Annotated in this window: 18 protein-coding genes; 15 read left to right on the top strand and 3 right to left on the bottom strand. The window is 62.5% G+C overall.

Annotation, left to right across the window (positions count from 1 at the left end):
• The first annotated feature begins 2 nt into the window (after positions 1-2).
• The 4 genes from ABIE35_RS10625 to rsmD are packed head-to-tail and all read left to right on the top strand — an operon-like array spanning position 3 to position 4,942.
• Positions 3-1,016, top strand: a complete 1,014-nt coding sequence (locus ABIE35_RS10625) for a thiamine-phosphate kinase (RefSeq protein ID WP_354514763.1) — start codon at positions 3-5, stop codon at positions 1,014-1,016.
• 22 nt (positions 1,017-1,038) lie between these two features.
• Complete coding sequence (locus ABIE35_RS10620; protein ID WP_354514761.1) at positions 1,039-2,079, top strand: DAK2 domain-containing protein; 1,041 nt, start codon at positions 1,039-1,041, stop codon at positions 2,077-2,079.
• A complete protein-coding gene (locus tag ABIE35_RS10615) occupies positions 2,069-4,324 on the top strand; it encodes an ATP-dependent DNA helicase RecG (RefSeq protein WP_354514759.1) in 2,256 nt (751 codons plus the stop codon). Before ABIE35_RS10620 ends, ABIE35_RS10615 begins: the two co-directional genes overlap by 11 nt.
• Before the next feature lie 51 nt (positions 4,325-4,375).
• Complete coding sequence (rsmD, locus tag ABIE35_RS10610) at positions 4,376-4,942, top strand: 16S rRNA (guanine(966)-N(2))-methyltransferase RsmD (protein ID WP_354514757.1); 567 nt, start codon at positions 4,376-4,378, stop codon at positions 4,940-4,942.
• Between the two features lie 37 nt (positions 4,943-4,979).
• Here rsmD and ABIE35_RS10605 read toward each other — a convergent pair whose 3' ends face one another.
• Entirely contained in the window at positions 4,980-5,774 is a 795-nt protein-coding gene (locus ABIE35_RS10605) for a spermidine synthase (protein WP_354515210.1), read from the bottom strand.
• A complete protein-coding gene (locus ABIE35_RS10600) occupies positions 5,771-7,036 on the bottom strand; it encodes an aminotransferase class I/II-fold pyridoxal phosphate-dependent enzyme (RefSeq protein ID WP_354514755.1) in 1,266 nt (421 codons plus the stop codon). Before ABIE35_RS10600 ends, ABIE35_RS10605 begins: the two co-directional genes overlap by 4 nt.
• Positions 7,037-7,071: 35 nt before the next feature.
• Between ABIE35_RS10600 and coaD the strand changes: the two genes are divergently transcribed.
• The 10 genes from coaD to ABIE35_RS10550 all read left to right on the top strand — a co-directional run bounded on the left by coaD (position 7,072) and on the right by ABIE35_RS10550 (position 13,894).
• Positions 7,072-7,572, top strand: a complete 501-nt coding sequence (gene coaD, locus ABIE35_RS10595; RefSeq protein WP_159702284.1) for a pantetheine-phosphate adenylyltransferase — start codon at positions 7,072-7,074, stop codon at positions 7,570-7,572.
• 166 nt (positions 7,573-7,738) lie between these two features.
• Entirely contained in the window at positions 7,739-8,266 is a 528-nt protein-coding gene (locus tag ABIE35_RS10590) for a YceD family protein (RefSeq protein ID WP_089595442.1), read from the top strand.
• A 33-nt stretch (positions 8,267-8,299) separates the two neighbouring features.
• A complete protein-coding gene (gene rpmF, locus ABIE35_RS10585) occupies positions 8,300-8,503 on the top strand; it encodes a 50S ribosomal protein L32 (RefSeq protein WP_011775139.1) in 204 nt (67 codons plus the stop codon).
• A 23-nt stretch (positions 8,504-8,526) separates the two neighbouring features.
• The gene (gene rnc / locus ABIE35_RS10580) at positions 8,527-9,237 is read left to right on the top strand and encodes a ribonuclease III (protein WP_354514752.1); all 711 of its coding nucleotides are present in this window, start codon (positions 8,527-8,529) and stop codon (positions 9,235-9,237) included.
• Between the two features lie 6 nt (positions 9,238-9,243).
• The gene (mutM, locus tag ABIE35_RS10575) at positions 9,244-10,212 is read left to right on the top strand and encodes a bifunctional DNA-formamidopyrimidine glycosylase/DNA-(apurinic or apyrimidinic site) lyase (RefSeq protein ID WP_354514750.1); all 969 of its coding nucleotides are present in this window, start codon (positions 9,244-9,246) and stop codon (positions 10,210-10,212) included.
• 46 nt (positions 10,213-10,258) lie between these two features.
• A complete protein-coding gene (locus ABIE35_RS10570; RefSeq protein WP_354514748.1) occupies positions 10,259-10,399 on the top strand; it encodes a hypothetical protein in 141 nt (46 codons plus the stop codon).
• Complete coding sequence (locus tag ABIE35_RS10565; protein ID WP_354514746.1) at positions 10,396-11,118, top strand: hypothetical protein; 723 nt, start codon at positions 10,396-10,398, stop codon at positions 11,116-11,118. The genes ABIE35_RS10570 and ABIE35_RS10565 overlap by 4 nt, the downstream gene beginning before the upstream one ends.
• A gap of 86 nt (positions 11,119-11,204) precedes the next feature.
• Positions 11,205-12,428 carry an MFS transporter gene (locus tag ABIE35_RS10560; RefSeq protein WP_354515208.1) on the top strand — a complete coding sequence of 408 codons (1,224 nt, stop codon included), beginning with the start codon at positions 11,205-11,207 and terminating at the stop codon, positions 12,426-12,428.
• On the top strand, positions 12,425-13,453 hold the full coding sequence (locus tag ABIE35_RS10555) for a TolB family protein (RefSeq protein WP_354514744.1): 1,029 nt from the start codon (positions 12,425-12,427) through the stop codon (positions 13,451-13,453). Before ABIE35_RS10560 ends, ABIE35_RS10555 begins: the two co-directional genes overlap by 4 nt.
• Positions 13,454-13,738: 285 nt before the next feature.
• Entirely contained in the window at positions 13,739-13,894 is a 156-nt protein-coding gene (locus tag ABIE35_RS10550; protein ID WP_354514742.1) for a hypothetical protein, read from the top strand.
• A gap of 130 nt (positions 13,895-14,024) precedes the next feature.
• On the opposite strand, the gene ABIE35_RS10545 is transcribed toward ABIE35_RS10550, so the two are convergent.
• Positions 14,025-18,932: a DUF4082 domain-containing protein gene (locus ABIE35_RS10545; protein WP_354514740.1), complete on the bottom strand. Its 4,908-nt coding sequence runs from the start codon at positions 18,930-18,932 to the stop codon at positions 14,025-14,027.
• Between the two features lie 358 nt (positions 18,933-19,290).
• Between ABIE35_RS10545 and smc the strand changes: the two genes are divergently transcribed.
• Positions 19,291-22,869 carry a chromosome segregation protein SMC gene (smc, locus tag ABIE35_RS10540; protein WP_354514738.1) on the top strand — a complete coding sequence of 1,193 codons (3,579 nt, stop codon included), beginning with the start codon at positions 19,291-19,293 and terminating at the stop codon, positions 22,867-22,869.
• The last annotated feature ends 10 nt before the right edge of the window (positions 22,870-22,879 follow it).

Raw genomic sequence — 22,879 nt, 5'->3', positions numbered from 1 at the left:
CCGTGCCCGCAGAACAAATTACCGTCCAAGACCTGTCGGAATCCGAGCTCCTTGCCAGGATCTTTCCGCGCCTGAACCTCAGCCCCGCCATCCTGCTGGGTCCGGGAGACGATGCTGCCCTGATCGCTGCACCGGATGGCCGCGCCCTGATTTCCATAGACACTCAAACCCAGGACCAGGACTTCAGGTTGGAGTGGAACAACGGATACCGGACCACCGGATATGACGTCGGATGGAAGGCTGCGGCGCAAAACCTGAGCGACATCAATGCCATGGGCGGCAGCGCCACCTCCCTTGTCGTCAGCCTGACCATGCCGCCGGACACTCCCGTCGAATGGGTCGAGGCATTCGCCGATGGCCTCACTGCCGCAATCATCGGCCTGGGCGCCCCTGATTGTTCTGTTGCCGGCGGAGATCTCGGAAGGGGCCGCGAGCTGGCGGTGACGGTGGCCGTCGTCGGAACCCTCGGCGGTGTGGCGCCTGTGCTGCGGTCGGGAGCCAAACCCGGGGACGTCGTGGCTGTAGCAGGGACCTTGGGCAGGGCCGCTGCTGGTTGGGCACTGTTGGAAAGCGGGTTTCCCATGGGCAGCCTGGACACAGAGCAGCGGGGCTTGGTGGAGAGCCAATGCCGTCCGCAGCCTCCTTTGGCAGCAGGACCCTTGGCGGCCCGCGCAGGTGCAACCGCCATGATGGACATCTCCGACGGCCTGCTTCGGGACGGGGGCAGGCTCGCTGCCGCCAGCAATGTTGCCCTGGATTTCGACCCCGTGGCCTTGAAGACCCATGCGCTGCCTCTGGAACCGGCTGCAGTACTCCTGGGACGCGAAGCGATGGCCTGGGTCTTGGGCGGGGGAGAGGACCATGGATTGCTTGCCACCTTCCCAGCAGGAATTCAGCTGCCGCGGGGGTTCACTGCGATAGGCTCAGTTCAAGCCGTTGTCGAGCCGCCAGGCAGCGGCGTCCGGATCGCCGGGCAAGCTGCTGACACCGTTGGATGGGATCACTTTGCAGACTAAGATCGCCGCGAATGCGCACGCCATGAAGCGTTGGCTCGGCAAGGCGGAGGTGGTCCTCGGCAACCACAGCGATCGCCTCAACGCGATCAACATCTTCCCCGTAGCCGACGGCGATACCGGCACCAACCTTTACCTCACGGTTCGCGCAGCGGTGTCCGCCCTTGACGGCGCAGCCCCGGACAGTACCGAAACGGGTAACGACGTCGGCGCAGTCTTGTGGCGTGCCGGCCAAGCTGCCATGGAGCAAGCACGGGGTAATTCGGGCACGCTGTTCGCTGTCTTCCTGTGTGCCACTGCTGAACCCTTGGCCGGCAAATCGCGGCTGAGTGCACCGTTGCTCGCCACAGCGCTGAACAGGGCCCAGATCCGGGCATGGTCCGCGTTAAGCGAGCCGGTAGCCGGAACCATGCTGTCGGTCCTGGAAGCTGCATCGGACGCTGCGCAGGCCGTGGATGCTTCCCAAAACTCGGACGACAGCAACCACGCCCTGGGCCTCGCCCTTGACGCCATCGTGGAAGCTGCCTACCAGGCAGTTGTCCGAACGGAGGGCGAGCTCGCTCAACTTCAGGAAGCCCACGTGGTGGACGCCGGGGGCGTTGGCATGCTGCTGATCCTTGACTGCCTGCGTTCTGCAGTCCTGGGCGAAGAACTCCAGGACGAACTCCTGGACGGGCTCCACGGCTATAAGCTGCAGGACCCCCACATCCATGAGCGCATGCCGGCCGACGACGGCGTGGAAGTCATGTGCACCATCAACCTTTCCCCCTTGAATGCAGCCATCCTGAGGCAGCGCTTGGATGAGATGGGTGATTCGGTCATCATGAGCCAGGTTGGCGGTGCCCGGAGCCAGAATGACGAGGACGAGGAATCCACGGTTGAAGCAAGCTATCGGTGGAGGGTCCACGTTCACGTTCCAGATCCCGAGCCGGCAGTGGCCCTGATCCGGTCACTGGGTGAGCCCACCGACATCGCTGTCAGCCAATTGGCGTTGCCCAGCGGTGATGGAACGGCACCAACGTCACAGGAACCCAGCGTCACAGGCCAGCCACGGCATGATGACTGAGCTGGAACTACCCCTCGAGCGCAGAATCGGCAAGCGGTCCGCGGCAGTCATCGAAAAGCACCTGGGCCTCAAAACCACGGGTTCCTTGCTCAACTACTTCCCGCGCCGGTATCTGAGCCGTGGCGAGCTGACCCCTATCAGCAATCTTCCGTTGGATGAGGAAGTCACCCTGATTGCACGGGTCCTGTCCAACAGCACTCGCCAGATGAGGGCCCGCCGCGGCTCCATCACTGATGTTGTGGTGACGGACGAAGCCGGTGGAAGCGGCGCTCCGGGCACGTTGAAGGTCAGCTTCTTCAACGGTTTCAGGGCCAAAGCGGAACTTCAGACAGGCCGGCGGGCCATGTTCTCCGGCAAGGTCACCCGCTATGGTGGCTCACTTGGCCTTACCAACCCGGACTTTCTGCTGCTGGACGAGGACCCGGAAGCTGAAGGTTCCATGGATCCCGAAAAGCTTGCCGCGATGCCCATCCCTGTCTATCCGGCAACCGCCAAACTGACCAGCTGGTCCATCCACAAGGTGATCACGGCCTTGCTCCAGACCATGGACCTTGACGACGTGGAAGACCCACTTCCAGCGAGCATCGTTCGCAGGGACGGGTTGTTCAGCGTGGCTGAAGCCTATCGCCTGATCCATTCGCCGGAGACCGCCAAGGACTGGCAACGGGCGCAGGAGCGGTTCCGGTACCAGGAAGCATTGGTCCTGCAGACGGCCCTCGCGCGCCGGCGCGCCCAACTTGCAGCCGAGGAAGCCACCGCACGCCGGCCCCGCACCGACGGATTGCTCAGCAGCTTTGACCGGAACCTGCCTTTTACCCTGACTGCCGGCCAGTCCGCTGTCGGAAAGACGCTTGCTGAAGAATTGGCGCGGGATGCGCCGATGAACCGGCTGTTGCAGGGTGAAGTGGGTTCCGGAAAAACCGTTGTTGCCCTCAGGGCCATGTTGCAGGTGGTGGATGCCGGCGGCCAAGCTGCGCTGTTGGCACCCACGGAAGTGTTGGCGGCACAGCACTTCCACTCGATTCGCCGGACGTTGGGATCGTTGGCACGTGACGATGTCTTCGGCGGGGCCGGGATGCTCGGCGGGGACCCGGCGCAGGAATCCGTCCACGTGACGCTGCTGACGGGCTCCATGCCCACCGCGGCGCGCAAGCAGGCCATGTTGGACGCTGCCTCGGGCAATGCCGGAATCGTTATTGGCACCCACGCCTTGCTGAGTGACAAGACCAGCTTCCAGGATCTCGGCTTGATTGTGGTGGACGAGCAACACCGTTTCGGCGTTGAGCAACGTGACGCCCTGCGGGCCAAGGCCCAACGGCCGCCACACCTGCTGGTCATGACAGCAACCCCTATTCCCCGCACCGTGGCTATGACGGTTTTCGGAGACCTTGAGACGTCCATCCTGGATGAGCTTCCCGCTGGTCGGGCCCCCATCTCCACCCATGTGGTGGGACTGGCGGAGAACCCCGGCTGGGTGGATCGTATTTGGAAACGGTCGCGTGAGGAGGTTGAGTCGGGCCACCAGGTGTACGTGGTGTGCCCCAAGATTGGAACGGACGACGACGGCGATTTCAGTCCGGGAGAGGCCGAACCCAGCGACGCCGACCTCGCGGAGGAAGGATCGGCGCGGGAGCTCGCATCGGTGACAGCCGTCGTCGAGAGACTTCTGCAGGAGCCAGCCCTGGCCGGTGTCCCAGTGGCGCCGCTTCATGGCCGGCAGGACCCGCAGCTGAAGTCCGAGACCATGGCATCCTTTGCCGACAACCAGGTCAAAGTGCTCGTTTCCACCACCGTCATTGAGGTGGGTGTGGATGTCCACAACGCCACCCTGATGGTGATCCTGGACGCCGACCGCTTCGGAATTTCCCAACTTCACCAGCTTCGCGGCCGTGTAGGGCGGGGCGGCTTGCCCGGCACTTGCTTGCTGGTGACCACCTTGGAACCCGGGCACCCGAGTCGCCGGCGGCTTGAGGCGGTGGCATCAACCACAGACGGGTTTGAACTGTCGCAGGAAGACTTGAAGCTGCGCCGCGAAGGCGACATCCTGGGGGCTTCGCAATCCGGTGGGCGCTCCACGCTGAAGCTGCTCCGTGTCCTGGAGCATGAGGACATCATTGCCCGCGCACGCACGGACGCTCAGGGCTTTGTCGCAGATGACCCCACCCTCCAGCACCAGCCGGGGCTTGCCGCAGCCATCGACGAATACTTGAACCCTGAAAAGGAGGCGTTCCTTGAACGCGGATAGAAACCCAGGGAATGGCGGCCAGCAAGGTGCGTTAGCTCCCGGAGCAATCCTGTGAGCCGGATCATTGCAGGAGTCGGCGGTGGGAACCCGCTGACCAGCGTCCCCGGAACGGCCACGCGGCCTACGACCGACCGGGTCAAGGAAGCTCTTTTTTCCCGCCTGGAATCCTTGGCGGTCATCGCAGATGCCCGTGTCCTGGACCTTTACGCTGGCTCGGGAGCCCTGGGGATTGAGAGCGCCAGCCGGGGCGCGCGCAGCGTGGACTTGGTGGAGTTCGACGCCAAGGCGAGCGACGTCTGCCAGCGCAACGCGGACTTGGTGAACCAGCTCCTGGGCAGCAAGAAGGTCTCGGTCCACCGTTCCAAGGTGGAATCGTTCCTGGAGCGGGCACGTGAGGGCGGGTTGTGGGACTTGGTCTTCCTCGATCCGCCGTACCCCCTGGACGAACCGGCCCTGAGCGAGGTGTTGGCAAAACTCGCGCCGCACTTGGATGATGGCGCCGTGGTGGTTGTCGAGCGGAGTTCGCGGAGCCCGGAACCGGAGTGGCCTGAGACCATGGAGTGCTTCGCCGACAAGAAATACGGCGAAACCAAGCTATGGTTCGCCGAACCGGCCTAGCGGGTCGAGCTGGCCTAGGGGGGGCGGGACCGGAACCTTAGCCGGCGATCCGGTCCAGGTCCATCCCGGTGAGGACAGCGGCAGGATGCGGTCCGCGGGCCAGTAACTCCACCGTCCATTCCGGCGTCCACCGTCTGCGTGTGCCCACAAGAATGATGTTGCCGGGGTATCGGCCCTCAAACATGCCCGTCTCCGCGACGGCGGCAACATCCTGCATGGCCTCACGCAGGGCCGTCACCTGGCTCCGAACCAAGGTCAGGGCGGGTTCGTCTCCCACGTTGACGATCAAGACCCCGTCAGGGCCCAGCCGTGCGGCAGCTTCCTCGTAGAACTCTGTGCACGCGATGTGTGCCGGGGCCTCTGGTCCGGAGAAGATATCAAGAATCACGACGTCGAATGTCACCTCGGCGTCAAGCTCCGCCAACGCGTCGCGCGCGTCGCCAATGTGGGTAGTCAACGTGGTGCCGTCGGGCATGGGCAGTTTGTGGAGCACGAAGTCCAGGAGTTCGCGTTCCAGTTCAACGGCATACTGTGCCGAACCCGGGCGGGTGGCCTGGATATAGCGGGCAAGGGTCAACGCCCCTGCGCCCAGATGCAGTGCGCGGATGGGTGCCCCGGGCGCCGCAGCCAAATCCACCACATGACCGATCCTGCGCAGGTACTCATAAAAGATCTCCCGCGGATCCGCGAGGTTGACGTGTGATTGCTCGGCCCCGCCGATGCTGAGGACGAAGCTGCCCTCAATGAGGGTATCTGCGTCAATGGTGGCGTGCTGCCCGGTTGTCCGGAGGTAGCGCGAGGCGACGTGGTGTCCGGAGCCGGCGGTACTCAGAGCCGGTCCTTGAGCGAGGCGAGGCGTTCCGCGGCTTCTTCCAGGACGGATGTCCTTTTGCAGAAAGCGAAGCGCAGCAGGCTGCGGGTGCGCTCGGCTCCCTCCGGATGGCAGAAGACTGGAACCGGAATTGCGGCAACTCCCACCACTCCCGGCAGGCGCCGCGCAAGGTCCACGGAATCGCGGATCCCCAAGGGGGCGGTGTCCACGTTGATGAAGTAGGTGCCGCTGGGGATGTACACGCCGAACCCTGCCGCACGCAGCCCTTCGGCCAGGATGTCGCGTTTGTGTTGGAGCGTACCGGCAATGCCGGTATAGAACCCGTCGGGAAGGCCGAGGCCGACTGCAATGGCTCCCTGGAAGGGTGTCCCCGAGCTGTAGGTCAGGAACTGCTTCACTGTGCGCACAGCAGAAACCAAGTGTTCAGGACCGCTGAGCCAGCCGATTTTCCAGCCGGTGAAGGAAAAGGTCTTGCCGGCCGAGGATATGGTGATGGTCCGGTCCGATGCCCCAGGGAGGGAAGTGACGGGGATGTGGTCCACGCCAAAGGTCAAATGCTCGTAGACTTCGTCGCTGACGATGATGGCATCGTGTCTGGCAGCGAGTTCCACGATCTTCGCCAGGACATGGTGGGGAAAGACGGCGCCCGTCGGGTTGTGCGGATTATTGAGGAGGACAATGCGGGTCCGCTGACTGAAGACGCTTTCAAGGGCAGAGAGGTCAGGGAGGAAGTCCGGTGCCAGCAGGGGAGCGGTGACGTGCGTGGCACCTGCCATGCCAATGATGGCGCCGTAGGAGTCGTAGAAGGGCTCGAAGGTCAGGACTTCGTCACCCGGCTGGGTGAAGGCGAGCAGTGTTGCCGCGATCGCCTCCGTTGCTCCGGTGGTGACAAGGACCTCGGTGTCAGGGTCCGGGGCCAGGCCGTAAAAGCGCTGCTGGTGTGCCGTGATCGCTTCCCTTAGGACGGGAAGGCCTTTGCCGGGTGCGTATTGGTTGGCCCCGGACGCTATGGCGGATTGGGCTGCTGCCTTGATCTCATCAGGCCCGTCTTCGTCAGGAAACCCCTGGCCAAGGTTGATGGCTCCGGTGGAGAGGGCAAGTGTGGTCATCTCCTCGAAGATGGTCACTCCCAGCCCTCCTTCGGGTGAGAGTAGATTGGCTCCGGTTGCGGCCCGCTGCCACGGTGCTGTTCTGGTACCCGGGGTGGTGCCGGCGCTCGTGTCGAGGAAGGGGCTGCTGCCTGCGGATGCCATGTCTGCCATGGTATCCCGGCAAAGCTATGGGGTAGGTTCGTCTCATGAGACGAGCGGTATGCCCTGGATCCTTTGACCCTATCCACAACGGACATCTCGAAGTCATTGCCCGGGCGGCCGGCCTCTTTGACGAAGTCATTGTGGCTGTGTCCACCAACTACGCCAAGAAGTACCGGTTCAGCCTGGAAGACCGCATGGAAATGGCCCGCGAAACGCTGGCATCCCTTCGCGGAATCATCGTGGAGCCCATGGGAGAGGGATTGTTGGCTGAGTACTGCCGCCATCGGGGCATATCGGCCATCGTTAAGGGCCTCCGCTCATCGTCCGATTTCGACTACGAATTGCCCATGGCCACCATGAACCGTCAGCTGGCCGGTGTGGAAACTGTGTTCCTTCCTGCTGAAGCGCACTATGTTCACTTGTCTTCTACGCTCATCAAAGAGGTGAACGTTTTGGGAGGGGACATCTCGGATTTCGTTCCCAAGTCTGTGCTGAAACGTCTCCTCGCTGGCGAGCCTGCAACGGAACACCCGCGCAAGGGGTAGTCTTGATGGGTACCTCGCGCCCTTACGCGGAGTGCCCCAAGCTGAAACCATCGCGCATTTGTGCGCGCCCGGAGTCAGTTTGAGTCCTCAAGCGTGATCAGGCTAAGATGGTACGTCGGTCATATGTTCTACAGGAGTTCTCATTAAGCGAGATGCAAGTTCGCCCTTGGCGCTGGTAGTCAAGGACCTTGGACGCAGTCCAGGGACCATGCGGACACTCAACGAGCATGTACCTGCGCCAAGTGACCTTGGTGTGGCGCTCATTGGCGTGAAGGAAGGCTCGGACATCGAGTTGGATCTTCGCCTTGAGGCCGTACACGAAGGAATTCTGGTATCCGGCACCGTAATCGTCGATGTAACCGGCGAGTGTGGCCGATGCCTGGATCCCCTTGCGTATGACCTTGAAGTCAATGTGCAAGAACTTTTCTTCTATGAAGGCGTAGAGCTTTCGGGCGGAGAAGACGATGAAGAGCAACGTCGAGTCGAGTACGATCTAATCGATCTTGAGCCGGTGTTGCGGGACGCAGTTGTTACTATGCTGCCGTTCCAGCCGGTGTGCCGGGAAGACTGCCAGGGTCTGTGCTCCGAATGCGGAGCGCGCCTGGAAGACGAGCCGGGGCACCACCACGAGGTCATTGACCCTCGCTGGGCTGCCCTAGCTGATCTGGCTAAGACTGACCGGCAAACCGATTAGTAAGTGTTCGTCTAAGAGAGAAATGAGATAGCCGTGGCTGTTCCCAAGCGGAAAATGTCTCGCGCAAATACACGCGCCCGCCGTGCCCAGTGGAAGGCAACTGCCCCCAACTTGGTCAAGACCATCGAAAACGGTCAGGTTACCTACAGCCTGCCGCACCAGGCAAAGGTCGTTACTGACTCTGCCGGCACCGCGCTGTTCCTTGAATACAAGGGCCGCAAGGTCGCAGACGCCTAATCTGCCGTACAGGCTGACCAAGGATGTCTTCAACTGAAGAGCTTCTGAAGCGTCTCGGTGTCTCCATTGACACCGAGACGCTTCGTCTTGCTCTAACACATCGCTCATATGCGTATGAGAACGGCGGGATTCCCACCAACGAGCGCCTCGAGTTCCTCGGCGACTCCATCCTGGGATTCTCCGTTACTGACTCTCTGTACCGTGAGAACCCCACGCTGCCTGAAGGCGAACTCGCAAAGCGGCGCTCCGCCGTCGTCAGTACGCGCGCCTTGGCCGGGATCGGCCGGGAAATTGGCGTTGGCGAGTTCATCTACCTAGGGCAAGGCGAGAAGCTGACCGACGGTAAGAACAAGGCCTCCATCCTGGCCGACACCATGGAAGCCTTGATTGGCGCCACCTATCTGTCCAACGACATGGAGACCGCCCGCCAATTAGTGATGCGGCTGGTGGGTCCGCTCCTCAAGGACGCCGGAGCCCTTGGCGCCGGAACTGACTGGAAGACGAGCATCCAGGAACTGACTGCCAGCAGGCAACTGGGAGCCATCCACTATGCCGTGGAAGGTTCCGGACCGGACCATGCCCGTACTTTTGAAGCCGTACTGAACATCGGCGGAACCCCCTACGGGCGGGGCTCGGGTCATTCCAAGAAGGAAGCGGAACAGGAAGCCGCCGCTGATGCCTGGCGTGCTCTGACTGCCTTGGATCCGACTGCTGCCGGTCCTGCTTCCGCTTGAGCCCCGATGCCTGAACTTCCCGAAGTAGAGGTAGTACGCCGCGGCTTGGCGCGTTGGGTCCGCGGCCGTTCGGTGACCGGCGTCGATGTCCTTGATCCGCGGTCCATCCGACGGCATGCGCTCGGAACGGAAGATTTCATCGGGAACCTGGAACACGCCACGGTGCTGGATGTGGTGCGGAGAGGCAAATTCCTCTGGATGCCCCTTGCCATGCCTGGTTTGTCTGACACCGAAACAGGCCCCGCTGACGACCCCCCTGCGGTGGCTCTCATGGCCCATCTGGGAATGAGCGGCCAACTGCTGATGCAGGACCCGGAGGTTTCGGACGAAAAGCACCTCAAGGTCAGGATTAAGCTCAGCCCGGTGGAAGGCATGCCGGAAGAATTGCGGTTCGTGGACCAAAGGATTTTCGGCGGCCTGTTCGTGACGTCCTTGGTACCGACGCCGGACGGCGGCCCCGGTGGTTTGGGAGAAACACCCCTGCCGGAGATCGCAGAGGAAGCGGCCCACATTGCCCGGGATCCGCTGGATCCGCATTTTTCCTTCGACGCCTTCTACCGAAAGATCAAGAACCGGAAGACGGGCATCAAGAGGGCGCTCCTGGACCAGTCAGTCATCTCGGGCATCGGCAATATCTACGCGGACGAAGCCCTATGGCGCGCACGTCTCCACTACGCCAGGGCTACGGACACCATGCGCCGGGCGGATGCTGAGAGGCTGGTTGAAGCGGTAAAGGACGTCATGAACGCCGCATTGGCCGCTGGAGGAACCAGCTTCGACTCCCTTTACGTGAATGTCAACGGAGACTCCGGCTACTTTGCACGCTCGCTCAACGCGTACGGGCGTGCCGGCGAATTGTGCAGCCGCTGCGAGGCAATCGGCCTTCACAGTGTCATGAAAAGGGAACAGTTCATGAACCGTTCCTCCTATACGTGTCCGGTATGCCAACCCCGGCCACGGAACGGACGATGGTAGGGCCAAAACTGTTCCGGAATCCGGATCGCAATGGCAGACTGTCCCCATGAACAGCTTGGCGCTTCGAATCGCCATCGCAAGGATCAACGCCACCTCAATCCGGGTGGCGTCACTTCTACCCGCGGCCGTTCTTGATGCAGGATCCAACGTCCACTACCGCGGCCCAGCCGGTCCAGGCAAGCCATGATGGCGCGGCGGCTGGTCATAGCAGGTATCTGCCTTGCTGTGCTCATTGCCGCCGTGGCCATAGTGTTCGACCAGCTGGCCAGGCCCGGAGCCACGTCCGCGCAAGCTCCTCCGTCGTCCAGTTCGCGCCCTGATGCCGGCGCCGGTTCCAGCGGCACGACCGCGCCGACGTCCGGCAGTACGGCGTCGGACGCTGCGAACAGTGCAACCGGGGGCAGTGCAACCGAGGGAAGCGGCAGCGGGACCGGCGGCGCAGAGGACAATGCCGGGCCGTCTACTGCCAAGCCCCTCGAAGTCCTCCCTCCTGTCACGGCCACGCCAACAGGTTTGCCTGAACCTTCCGCGCCGGCGCCGCTGATCACTGGTGCACTCCCTGAGCCCGGCAGTGCGTCGGGTGAGCTGGTGGACGGCTGGCCCGACGGCGTCCTCTCGCTCCCAGCCGGGACCACAATTGGGTCTACCTCCGTTTCCACGTCCGGTGACATCCTCCAGCTGACAGCGGACGGCATTATCGCCAAGCCGCGGGCTGAAGTCCTGGACTTCTTCCGCCAATCGTTGGTGTCACACGGCTTTTGGACCGAGGAGGCGCCGGCCGCGGACGGCGCGGTGGCGGCGCGCTTTGTGCGGGGCGCTGACACGGTCACGGTTTCAGTGTCCACCACAGGAACCGGCAGCTCGCGCTTCCAGCTACTGGGCAGCCTGCACACAACGGCGGAGTAGGGGAACCGATGTACATTTCGCTCTCAGACCGCAGCGGCGGTAAACGGGACAAGCCACGGAACAACGCAACGGCACTGGCAGCGGAGGTGCCGTTCCGTTTGTCCCCGGTTATCCTGTGGTTGGGCATCGTGAGCATGGTTACGGATGTCTCTTCCGAATCGGTCACGGCAATCCTTCCCCTGTATGTGACGGGATTTCTGGGGCTGTCCACTATCGCGTTTGGCTTCATCGACGGCATCAACCAAGGGGCCAGTGCCATCGTCAGGATTGCGGCCGGGTGGGCAGCGGATCGCAGCGGGCATCCCAAACGGATAGCGCTGGCTGGTTACGGCCTTTCCATGCTCGCGAGAGTAGGTTTCCTCTTTGCCGGCGGTTTCTGGGCGATTGCGGCAATCGTGACCGGCGACAGGATCGGCAAGGGCATTCGGACGGCACCGCGGGACGCACTGATCTCGGTGTCCGCCCAACAGGAACATTTGGCGCGGTCCTTTGGCGTTCACAGAATGCTGGACAATATTGGGGCGGCTGCCGGGCCGTTGATCGCTTTCTTTGTCCTGTTGATGATTCCCAATGGGTTCAGCACAGTCTTCGTGGTCTCTCTTGCCTTCGCAGTGATCGGGGTCGCGGTCCTGGCGCTGGTCGTGCCGGATATCCGTGCCCATGGCCTGAAGAGTACTGAGGGCCGGGAGGGCAAACGGCTCTTCGCCTTTTCGTGGAGCCATTTGAAGGAACCGGGGCTGGGCAAGCTGTTGATCGCCGCAGGCCTTTTGGGTGTGGTCACCATCGGCGACGGCTTCATTTACCTGGTTTTGCAGGCCAGGGATTCGTTCGCCGTCCAGTGGTTCCCGTTGCTGTTCGTCGGGACCAATGTGGTGTTCCTTGCCCTCGCAATTCCCCTGGGACGGCTGGCTGACAGGGTGGGCAAAATTCCGGTTTTCGTGGGCGGACATATCGCCTTGCTGGCAACATACCTTCTCGCTGCGGCGCCTTTCGGTGGATTGTGGGGCACTGTGGGCTGCCTGATCCTCTTGGGAGCGTTTTACGCCGCAACCGATGGTGTCCTGGCCGCCTTGGCCAGCCAACTCACACCGGCGGGAAAGCTTGCTACGGGAATTGCTTCAGCCCAAACGGTGGTGGCGCTGAGCCGGATGACCGCCTCTGCGGGCTTTGGCGTGCTCTGGTATGCCGTGGGTGCGCCGACAGCCATGGTGGTGGCCAGTGGACTCCTGGCCTGTGCAGTGGTGGCAGTCACCGTGATCCTGCGGAGCGCCAGGCCAGCCGCACACCAGGACGTGGGCAGCGGGGCATGAGTGGGACACTGACCGACAGCAAGGCGCGGTGGGGCGTTCTCCTCGCCGTGACAGCACTGGTACTGGCAGCAGCCGGGATCTATGCCGTGGGCGCTTACCAGCGGTTCGAAGAGAGCAGGACTGCGGCTTCGTCCGTGGGTGTCACTGCTGGCCAGCCACTTCCGGCTGCTCCTTTTGTCCTCTTCCGGAACACGGCCTCAGGCCAGGGCTATGGCAATGTTGCAACTGTGCCCCTGTCCGCTCCGGGCGGTACCCGTGCGGTGAGTGAACAAGAGTGCGACCGCGTCTATGGAACGGCCGATACCGTGGTGTGCCTGAAGACCAACCGCGGGCTGGTGACCGCCTTCGAAGCAGCAGTCATGAACCACGACTGGAAGATCCAACGCACATGGCCACTCCCGGGCATTCCGAGCAGGACCAGGGTCAGCGCTGACGGCTCCATGATTGCCACTACCGTTTTTGTCACGGGTCACTCCTACGCTACTTCGGGATTTTCCACAGCCACTGAGATCAGCCTGCCCGGGGGCACATCCGGAAACCTTGAGGACTTCGCATTGTTGGTCAACGGTGAGCGCCTGGTAGCCACGGACAGGAACATTTGGGGGGTGACGTTTGCTCCTGGACAGAGCGATGTCTTCTACGCCACAGCGGCATCGTCGGGCCGTATCTGGCTGGTCCGGGGGAGCTTGTCCGCGAAGACCCTCACCGCTATCCATGACCATGTGGAGTGCCCGTCGATCTCGCCTGACGGCACCCGGATCGCTTACAAGAAGAACGACGGCGGCGGTCTGGTCGCCCATTGGAAGGTCGCCGTCCTTGACCTCGGGTCCGGTCAGGAAACGGTTCTTCCAGAGAAGCGCAGCGTGGATGACCAGATCGAATGGCTGGACGACCGGAACCTGCTCTATGGCTTGGCAGATGATGCAGTGGAAGGCGACAGCAACATTTGGCAGTTGGGCACCGCACCGGGCTCACAGCCGAGCCTGTTCATCGCCCACGCGTGGTCTCCAAGCGTTGTTCGCTGAGCCAGCTTGGCGCGGGTCATTCACCGCGAGCAGGACATCTGCTCCTGCGCGCCGGCACCTGCCGCTTGGCATAAATCAAATGCGTTAGATGGGCTATTAAATTACAAGCCCACAGCAGGCGCGATGTGATTCATAAACTCAATAGTTATGCAAGTCACATGCATACTTCTCAGATTTTAAGACAACTGGGATCCTCCAAATCTAATGAAGTGTCAAACATCGCCTTTGGTGTTACCGTGCGTCACGTCACGCTATCTGCGGGCAAAACTGAACAAGGAGAAAGCAATGACTGCTTTCGAAAAGAATGTTGAAGTTGCCGAAGTGATGCCAAGGCCGACCTCTACCTTGTCGGTCTTGGCATCGGTGGATTCAATCGGAGAACTATTGAGACTGATGAGGCTTTGCGCAGCTGTGCAACTATCTATGTTTTTGATTATGTAGAGCGCAACCATTTCCTTGGGCCGCTCTTGTATGGTGCGTCGTTGGTCTTACACTCGCGCACGTCCTCCTTCGTTCTGCCGAAAAGATCTCTCAAGAAAGGTGAGTATTCGGTGGCGGCATACTGCTGGCCTCAGCAGGTACCCAGCAACCCGCAGAGCAACCCACCTGTCTGCGTTGGACTGGGAGTCGGACTAGGCGAGGGGCTTGGGGAAGCGGTAGCCGTCGCCGTTGCCGTGGGTGACGGTGTGGGCGTGGCCGTCGGAGTAGCTGTGGGCGACGGAGAGGGTGCAGCCTGCTGCTGGGCCGGTGCAGTGGTGGAATACACCACATCCACAAAGTAGTTGGTTGCGTTCCAGGAGTTGGTTGGCATGACGCCCCCGGATCCATACCGGTAACGGCCGTTGTTCGGGCCGCTGGCCGTGAACACCCCGCTTGTGTAGGTCTGGTTGAAGAACGCAGAGGTGTAGGAGTAGCGGCCATTGGGTGCCCTGTAGGACACCACGTAGGTTTGGCCTGTCACCAATGCGACTGGTGCGGAGAGGGTGGCAGTTTGCCAGCCCGTGGCCGTTTCGTTGGTGAAGGTCACCTGCGCCAGCCGCGTACCTGCCGAGTTCCACAGCGATCCAACATGGGTGCCGGTATTGCCCGCCCCCTTGTAGAAGCGTATGCCCGTGACGTTCCCTGCCTGCGAAACACTGAAGGCGGTTCCGAGTTCAACAGGCATGAAGTCGGACGCGGAAACTACCTGGGGCGTCAGCGATCCAAAGATCGTGGACACCTGGACGGTGGGTGCCGCAGTAGTGAACTGCCAGATGGTAGTCGGATACGACTGCCCCTGCTGGGAGACGACGTTACTCACGCTGGCCGAAATCACCGTGCTGTTGGGCAGAGCCGCGGTGGGGGTGAAGGTGACGGTCCGGCTGTCCGCAGACAGGGCAGCTGCACCGGCTACCGGAGTGCCGTTCGCTGTCAGGGTGAACGATGTTCCTGGGTTGATGGCGGACGAGAAGGTGATGGATGGTTTGACGTCCGTAGGAATGCCCGTGGCGCCAGGGGCAGGGACCTGCTCGGTTACCGTCAGGGGCTGGGCGGGCGTAGCGAACACTACGTCCACCAGATAGCTGGCCGTGGACGATGCTCCGGGAAAGTCGCCGTTGTAGCTGAAGGCACCTGAGTCATTGGCAGTGCGCAGAGGTCCGCTCGTCAAACCTGCACCAAATCCGCCGGCGGTGTAGGAGTACTTGCCGGTGGGAGTCTTGTACGCAGCGACGTACTCAGTGTCGGCTTCGATGGTGACAGGTTGGCTGAACGTTGCGGTTTGCCAGCCAGTGCTTGACTCGTTGGTGAAAGTAACAGTTGCGAGGAGTTGTCCCGTTGCCGTGAAGAGCGAACCGGTGTGGGTTCCCGTGTTGCCGGCCGCCTTGTAGAAGCGCACCCCGGTGATCTGGCCCGCCGTATCGCTGGCGAACCGGACGCCGAGCGACAGCGCGACACCGTCATCGGCGTCGGGCGTTGTGGGCGTCACGGTGTCTTGGTAGAGCGTGCAGGGGCAAACGCCGGGGGTACGCGGTGGGGGAACAGTCGTGAACGTCCAGGTTCCGCCGGCGGACATCGGTTGTCCGGAGACTGACGTTGCCGTTACCGTCGCCGTGTAGGAGGTTCCTGCAGCCAGCGGAGCGGTAGGGGTGAAGGTGACTTTGCGGGTAGCAGAGTCGTAGGCCGTCGTGCCGGCTACAGCCGTGCCTCCGGTCACTTTCACCGTCAAACCGACGCTGGATGCCACTGCTGCCTCGGACAGCACTGCGCTGACCGCGGTGTTCAGCGGAACACTTGAAGCGTTCGGCAGCGGCGAATGAGAGCCGACCGTGAACGGTGGGTTCGGCACTGTCACTACGACGTCCACCAAGTAGCTGGCGGTCGATCGGGAAGCGGCAAAGTCACCGCTGTAGGCATAGGCGCCGGCATCAGATGCTGCCCTCAATGGTCCAACACTGAGCCCGGACCCGAAGCCGTTGGCGGTAGCCGAGTAGGTACCCGTCAACGATTTATAGGAAACGATGTATTCCGTGTTGGCAGCCATCTGTATTGGCTGGCTGAACATCGCCGTCTGCCATCCGGAGGAACTTTCGTTGGTAAATGCCACCGTGGCCAACTGCTGGCCTGCCGCGGTGTACAAGGCTCCGTTGTGGGTACCCGTGTTCCCCGCGGACTTGTAAAAGCGCATACCCAGCACTTCACCAGCCGATACGCTGGAGAATCTCACACCGAGCGTCAACGGCACGCCTTCACGCAGTTCGGCGATCCCGGGTGTGACGGAATCATCGAAGAGGCTGCACGGGCAAGAACCCGGAACAGGCAACGTCGCTGCAGTGGTGAAGGACCACGTCCCGCCGGCAGTGACCGGGCCGCCGATCGAATCGGTGCCTGACAACGTCGCTGTGAATTGGGTGCTGAACGCCAGGGCGTTCGACGGCGTGAAAGTCGCCCGCCGCGTCGCGGCGTCGTACGCCGTAGTGCCGGCCACAGGTCCCGACGGTGACTGCAACGTCAGCTGGACGCTTGCTGCCGTGACGGGCTTGGAGAAGACAGCACTAACTTTGGTGTTCACGGACACGCTCGACGACGACGGAATGGGCGTGTGGCCCGAGACGGTCATGGGGGAGCTGTCTACCGTGCTGAAGAGCGCGTCCGCGAAGTAGTTGCCACCGTTGAAGCTGGTGGTGGGGAATCCTGGCGAGGTGCTGTAGACGCCCGCCGGTTCAGCCCCGAAACCACCAGCAACCTTCAAAGGCGCGTCGGTGGAACCGAAACTCGCCCATTGATAGTCCTTGGTGGCGTAGTGGCCATTGGGTGCCCAATAGGACGCCGTATATTTCTGGCCGGCCGCAACAGGCACGGCCTGGCTGAACAGGGCTGTTTGCCAGCCGGAGGCCGTTTCATTGGTGAACGTGGCTGTCGCCAGGCGCTCGCCGGTTGCGCTCCACAATGAGCCGGTGTGCGTGCCGGTATTGGCGGTGCTCTTGTAGAAGCGGACGCCGGTGATAAAGCCGTCCACTGACGGGGTAAACCGCAGACCCATTTCGTAGGCTCCACCGTCACCTGAGTCTTTGACCGCAGGAACTGTTTGGCCGAATACGCTGTACGGTCCGCTGAGGGTCAGGTTCCTGGTGACGGCGGCACCGATGTTGGCGCTGTCGTCGATGGCCCGCGCCTGGATAGTGGCCGTAGCGAGGCCCTTCTGGATATATGTATAGGTCCAACTCTGCTTGCCCTTGGCGGGGTGCCAGGTGGCACCGCCGTCGGTGGAAACTTCGACACCGGCTACCACTCCGCCCACATCTGTGGCCGTGCCGGTTACGGTGACGCTGCTGCCGTGCGCCACGGTGGCGCCGTTGGCAGGCGTGGAGATGGCGGCGGTGGGCTTGGTGGTATCGGTGCTGGCGACGGCAGCGACCAGTCCTGCCGCCCGCGTAGCGGGCTGCGCGCCCATGTCGGCGAGGATGTTGACCTGCGCCTGCCTCATGCGGGTGTCGGCTGGAGCACCATTGCCGTCGTGCATCTGGTCCAGGCCCCAGGTCCACTGGACGCTGCCCGCCGAGAAGACCAACGCGCCACTGGCTGCCCGATACAGGGTGAGATTATGCGTGGTGGTCCCCGGAGCCACGGTGTTTCCAAAGTCCTGGAGATATTGTGGAACGTTTCCCACGGTGGTGGACAACCGGATCAAACCTGCTGGACGGAATCCATTATCCAGGTCTTCGTTTGATTCGTATCCCACAGTATGGGGAGCCAGCGCTGCGGATGAACCGGCGGGAAGCGCCGCCAAAGGTGTATTGCGCCACAACCGGGTCTTACCTTCTTCGGCGGACACCGTCACGGGCAGGTCTGAGAAGTTGGACATATACAGCGTGCCTGTCAGACCATTCTCGGGCAGGCCGCCGCCGTTGGCCTGGGCCGCGAAGCGGGGATCACGCCACGTGCCCGTCCACTGGGCAGTGGGATCAATCTTTTCATTTGCCCATGTTTCCTTGTAACAGGTCAACGTCCGGTTGGCGGCACCGTCAACGATCGATGGCTCAAACCGTGTCCTCCAGTACATTTCGTTGCCCGAAAGGAATTGTAGATTCACACCTGCATCCCGCGCCGCCGTGACGTTGGCACGTTGGGGACCTGACCAGTATTCGTCGTGTCCTACTGACAGGAATACCTTGTGGTTCAGCAATTCTCCGCCGTTGCGGTCAGCATCGAGGCCGCTGATGTAGCTGACGTCGTAGCCGTTCTGTTCCAGGAAACGCACCATGGGGTATTCGTTGGCGAAATAGAAGTCCCGGCCATCCGGACCTCCCCTGGTTGCCACGGGACGGTTGTAGCTGACCTTGTAGGCGCGGCCGTTCACGCCCTGGTAAAAGTCAGCCCCGCCGTAGGAGTTGTAGGCCTGCCAGGTCTGGTCCGCGGTCTGGAAGACCACGGCAGAACGGTTGCCATCGTTGCGGACGACGAACGTGATGTGGCTCATGCCGCCCGTATCGGGACGTCGAAGGAGCGCTATGTAGACCCCTGACACGGCTGTGGAGGGTACCTGCCACGTTGCAGATACCGCCCAGGTGCCGCAGTCGTAAATTCCGGTGGTGACATCAGTCCGGCAAGCTGGCTGGTTTTGCCGGAGGACTGAAGGCGTGACATCGGCGATCTTTCGGGCTCCGTTGCCCGCATACCAGCCTGTCCGGTAAATCGCGATGGTGTAGTTGGACGCGTTGGTATCCACCTTGAAGCGGATGGGTTGGCCGGCGTTGACACTGATTTCCGTGGAAAATCCCTGGATTGTGTCGTCGCCGGCACCATCAATATCCCACTCGGAGGGTGGACTTCCGGTCTTGGAGTTCTCGCACACCACGGCGTTCACCACGGGATCACAGGGACCTGCCGCCACCGCAGCGGGGGCTGCCAAGGGCAGAAGCGCGGCCACCATGGCTATGACCAGGGGTACGAGGAAGCCCTTGAGGACTCGCTGGGGTCGGGTAGCAGAGGGACCGGGCATCAGAACTCCTGGGGGGTGGTGCGCCAAAAATGCGTAGACGGGACCGCCGTTCAGCGCACGGTCCCTGCTTGCCGCTCCCCAGCCAGGGTCAAACCAAGATCTTCAGTTATGGAACAGAGGGCATTATGCACTTGTCTCGACGTTCCGAAGATCGGGACCGGATCCGGAAGTGGCTGAACCGAAGTTCATGCTGCCGCCGGATCACCGGAACGAACAGGTCAAGTTGCCCTTGGCAGGAGTGTAGGGGTGTGGCCTGCCCACCACAAGGCGTTCCGGCAACAGATCCGTAGATTTCGCTCAAACGGCAGTAGATTTAGGGGATACAACCACCCGGGCCACCCAGGAGAACCGAAGCGCCTTGCACCTGAAAAGTTTGACTGTCCGAGGATTCAAGTCGTTCGCGTCGGCTACGACGTTCGACTTTGAGCCCGGCGTCACTGCTGTCGTCGGTCCGAATGGGTCGGGCAAATCCAATGTGGTTGATGCCTTGGCATGGGTGATGGGGGAGCAGGGTGCCAAAACCCTGCGCGGCGGCAAGATGGAGGATGTCATCTTCGCCGGCACGTCGGGCCGGCCGCCTCTGGGCCGTGCGCATGTCTCCCTCACCATAGACAACGCGGACAACGCGCTCCCCATCGACTACAGCGAAGTCACCATCTCCCGGACACTTTTCCGGACCGGCGGCTCCGAATACGCCATCAACGGAGCACCCTGCAGGCTCCTGGACATCCAGGAACTCCTGTCCGATTCCGGCCTGGGCCGTGAAATGCACGTCATCGTGGGACAGGGCCAGCTGGACAGGGTCCTGCACGCCACGCCGGATGACCGGCGGGGTTTCATTGAAGAGGCCGCAGGAATCCTCAAGCATCGCCGCCGCAAGGAAAAGACCGTCCGCAAACTCGAAGCCATGCAGGCCAACCTGGCACGGCTCGGCGACCTCACTGCGGAAATCCGGCGCCAATTGACTCCCCTGGGCAAGCAGGCGGAAATCGCCCGCCGTGCCCAGACGGTCCAGTTCGATGTCAGGGATGCCAGGGCCCGCCTCCTGGCCGATGACCTGGTGCAGCTCACTTCAAGTCTTGAACAGGATGTTGCTGACGAAGCCGCGTTGAAGGAACGACGCCAGGTGGTGGAGGCGGAACTGGGGACCGGACGTCGGCGCCAGGCTGCCTTGGAACAGCAGGCTGCCGAAGCAACCCCGAAGCTCAACGCCGCGCGCGATCATTGGTACCAGCTCTCTGCCGGCCGGGAGAGGTTGCGTTCCCTTGGATCCCTTGCTTCTGAACGTCGCCGGCTTCTGGGGTCCTCCGAGGCCGCGGCAGATACGGGCCGGGACCCGGAGCAGCTGGAACGCCAAGCCGCCCGGGTCCGCGAGGAAGAGTCTGCCCTGGAGCACGACATCCTGGCGAAGCAAGCCGCACTTCTTGAAGCCACGGTGGCCAAGGACGCTGCTGAATCGCTGGCGGCCGCTGAAGACAAGAGACTCACGGCCATGCTGCGCGCCGCTGCCGATCGCAGGGAAGGGCTCGCCAGGCTTGCAGGCCAAGTGGCAGCCGCCAGGTCCAGGGCCGAAGCCGCCGAAGCTGAACGTGGCCGGCTCAGGGAATCCCTCGCGTCCGGCGATGAACGTCGCCGCAAGGCCCAGAGCGAGTTCACGGCCCTTGAATCCCAGGTGGCAGGCGTTGAGGACGGCGAGGAGAGCTTGGACGCCGACTACGAAAATGCGAACGATGTCCTGGACGCCGTCCTGGCCGAAATTGAGGAACTCAAAGCTGCGGAACGGGAGGCTGTCCGCGAGAGGGATGCCTTGACGGCGCGCCGGGATGCCCTTCAACTGGGACTCAACCGCAAGGACGGCTCCGGCAGCCTGCTTTCGGCCGGGGGCGTTCTTGGGCCCCTGGCTGCGCTGGTGGCCATCGAGCCGGGATTTGAGGCTGCCATTGCTGCGGCTCTGGGGAGTGCCTCGGACGCCTTGGTGGTGGCAGGTGCTGATGCCGCACTGGCAGCCATTGCCTCTTTGAAAGACAACGACGCCGGCCGCGCAGCATTGCTCTTGTCCGGCGGATCTGCCGGCGGTGCTGACGATGGCGCCGGTGTGCTGCTTCCCTCCGGCAGCCGTTGGGCTGCGGACGTCGTGAAGATTTCCGATCCCACAGCCCAAGGGGCGTTGGCCTTGCTGGTGGGGACCGCCGTCGTTGATGACCTTCGGACCGCGGCAGCGTTCGTCAACGAACACCCGGAACTTAGAGCGGTCACGCGCGAGGGCGATGTTTTTACGGCGTTGACCGTCACCGGCGGTTCGGCCACAGCGCCGTCGCTGCTTGAAGTCCAGGCAGCAGTGGACGACGCCGATGCACGCCTCCAGGAGGTCACATCCCGTTTGGAGCGGGGTCGTTTTGCCCTGGCCGGCGCCCAGTCCCGCCGCTCTGAAGCGCAAGACAGGGCCGACGCCGCCCTTGAACGCCTGCACGAGTCCGATGCCCGTCTGGCGGCAGTGGCGGAGCGCCTGGGCCACCTCAATTCCGTTCTCCGCAGTGCCGTGGGCGAAAGCGACAGGCTGGCCGCCTCCATGGCCAAGGCCGAAGCCAATATCGCTGAAGCCCAACTGGATCTTGAAGTCGCCGCGGAACGGCTCGCCGCCGCACAGGAGGCCCCGGACGAGGAGCCGTCCACGGATCAGCGCGACGAACTCGCCGCGCAAGCCAGGATGGCCCGTTCCTTCGAAACAGAAGCCCGCCTGGCCCTCAGGACGGCAGAAGAGCAACTGGGGGCCATCAGCAACCGTGCCGCGTCCCTTGAGCGGGCGGCCGCAACGGAACGGCGCGCCCGTGAAGAGGCGGCCCGTAGGGCCCAGCGTCGCCGAGCCCAGGCGCAGCGTGCGGCAGCAGTGGCCTCAGCTGTGGAACAGGCCCTGAGGTTCATCGATGTCTCGGTGGAGGCCGCCGGCTGGGAGCGCGACCTCGCAGAGCAGACGCGGGAACGGCTGGAGACGGAACTGACGCTCGTCCGGACCGGCAACGAGGCCTTGGCTAAGGAGCTGGCCGAACTGACGGACTCCGTGCATCGGGACGAGATGGCGCGAACCCAGCAGCGCCTGCGTATCGAGGCCTTGGAGACACGTTCCATAGAGGAACTCGGCCTCTCCGCCGAACAACTCGTGGCAGACTACGGACCCGGGCTGCCTGTTCCAGTGCCCGCCGGAACCACTACCGACAAGTGGGCAGAGCTCCGGACACCAGTTGATGAGCATGGTGAAGCAGTCGTGGAAGGCATTCCTTTCGTCAGGGCTGAGCAGGAGAAAAGACTCAGAAAGGCTGAGCGGGAGCTGGCTGCCTTGGGCAAAGTGAACCCCCTGGCACTGGAGGAGTTTGCCGCACTGGAAGAACGCCATCAGTTCCTCAGCTCGCAGCTCGAAGACCTCAAATCCAGCCGCAAAGACCTGTTGGACATCATCAAAGAGGTGGACGCCCGGGTCCAGCAGGTCTTCACTGAGGCCTTTGCCGACACCTCCGCCCAGTTCGACCACGTCTTTGCCAGGCTTTTCCCCGGCGGTGAGGGAAAGCTGGTACTCACGGATCCCGACGACATGCTGAACACGGGAATCGAAGTGGAGGCGCGGCCCGCGGGCAAGAAGATCAAGCGGCTGTCCCTGCTCTCCGGCGGTGAACGGTCCCTCACGGCAGTGGCACTGTTGGTGGCGATTTTCAAAGCCCGCCCGTCGCCGTTCTACGTCATGGACGAAGTGGAAGCTGCATTGGACGACACCAACCTGGGCCGGCTCATCACGATTTTTGAGGAACTGCGGGAGTCCAGCCAGTTGATTGTGATCACCCACCAGAAGCGGACCATGGAAGTGGCAGACGCACTGTATGGGGTGACGATGAGGGGAGATGGCGTCTCCACCGTCATCAGCCAGAGGCTCGGTGCCGGGGCGTAGCTTTATGAGA

The sequence above is a fragment of the Paenarthrobacter sp. 4246 genome (genome assembly GCF_040546855.1).
Taxonomy (GTDB): domain Bacteria; phylum Actinomycetota; class Actinomycetes; order Actinomycetales; family Micrococcaceae; genus Arthrobacter.
Note: the sequence above shows the minus strand (reverse complement) of the source record. Positions and strands in the feature narration are given on the sequence as shown.

Bases quoted from the DNA above. Each gene is read 5' to 3' on its own strand.
- ABIE35_RS10620 (WP_354514761.1), top strand. From the start codon at position 1,039: ATGAAGCGTTGGCTCGGCAAGGCGGAGGTGGTCCTCGGCAACCACAGC.
- ABIE35_RS10615 (WP_354514759.1), top strand. From the start codon at position 2,069: ATGATGACTGAGCTGGAACTACCCCTCGAGCGCAGAATCGGCAAGCGG.
- ABIE35_RS10600 (WP_354514755.1), bottom strand. From the start codon at position 7,036: ATGGCAGACATGGCATCCGCAGGCAGCAGCCCCTTCCTCGACACGAGC.
- coaD (WP_159702284.1), top strand. From the start codon at position 7,072: ATGAGACGAGCGGTATGCCCTGGATCCTTTGACCCTATCCACAACGGA.
- rnc (WP_354514752.1), top strand. From the start codon at position 8,527: ATGTCTTCAACTGAAGAGCTTCTGAAGCGTCTCGGTGTCTCCATTGAC.
- mutM (WP_354514750.1), top strand. From the start codon at position 9,244: ATGCCTGAACTTCCCGAAGTAGAGGTAGTACGCCGCGGCTTGGCGCGT.
- ABIE35_RS10570 (WP_354514748.1), top strand. From the start codon at position 10,259: ATGAACAGCTTGGCGCTTCGAATCGCCATCGCAAGGATCAACGCCACC.
- ABIE35_RS10565 (WP_354514746.1), top strand. From the start codon at position 10,396: ATGATGGCGCGGCGGCTGGTCATAGCAGGTATCTGCCTTGCTGTGCTC.
- ABIE35_RS10555 (WP_354514744.1), top strand. From the start codon at position 12,425: ATGAGTGGGACACTGACCGACAGCAAGGCGCGGTGGGGCGTTCTCCTC.
- ABIE35_RS10550 (WP_354514742.1), top strand. From the start codon at position 13,739: ATGACTGCTTTCGAAAAGAATGTTGAAGTTGCCGAAGTGATGCCAAGG.
- ABIE35_RS10545 (WP_354514740.1), bottom strand. From the start codon at position 18,932: ATGCCCGGTCCCTCTGCTACCCGACCCCAGCGAGTCCTCAAGGGCTTC.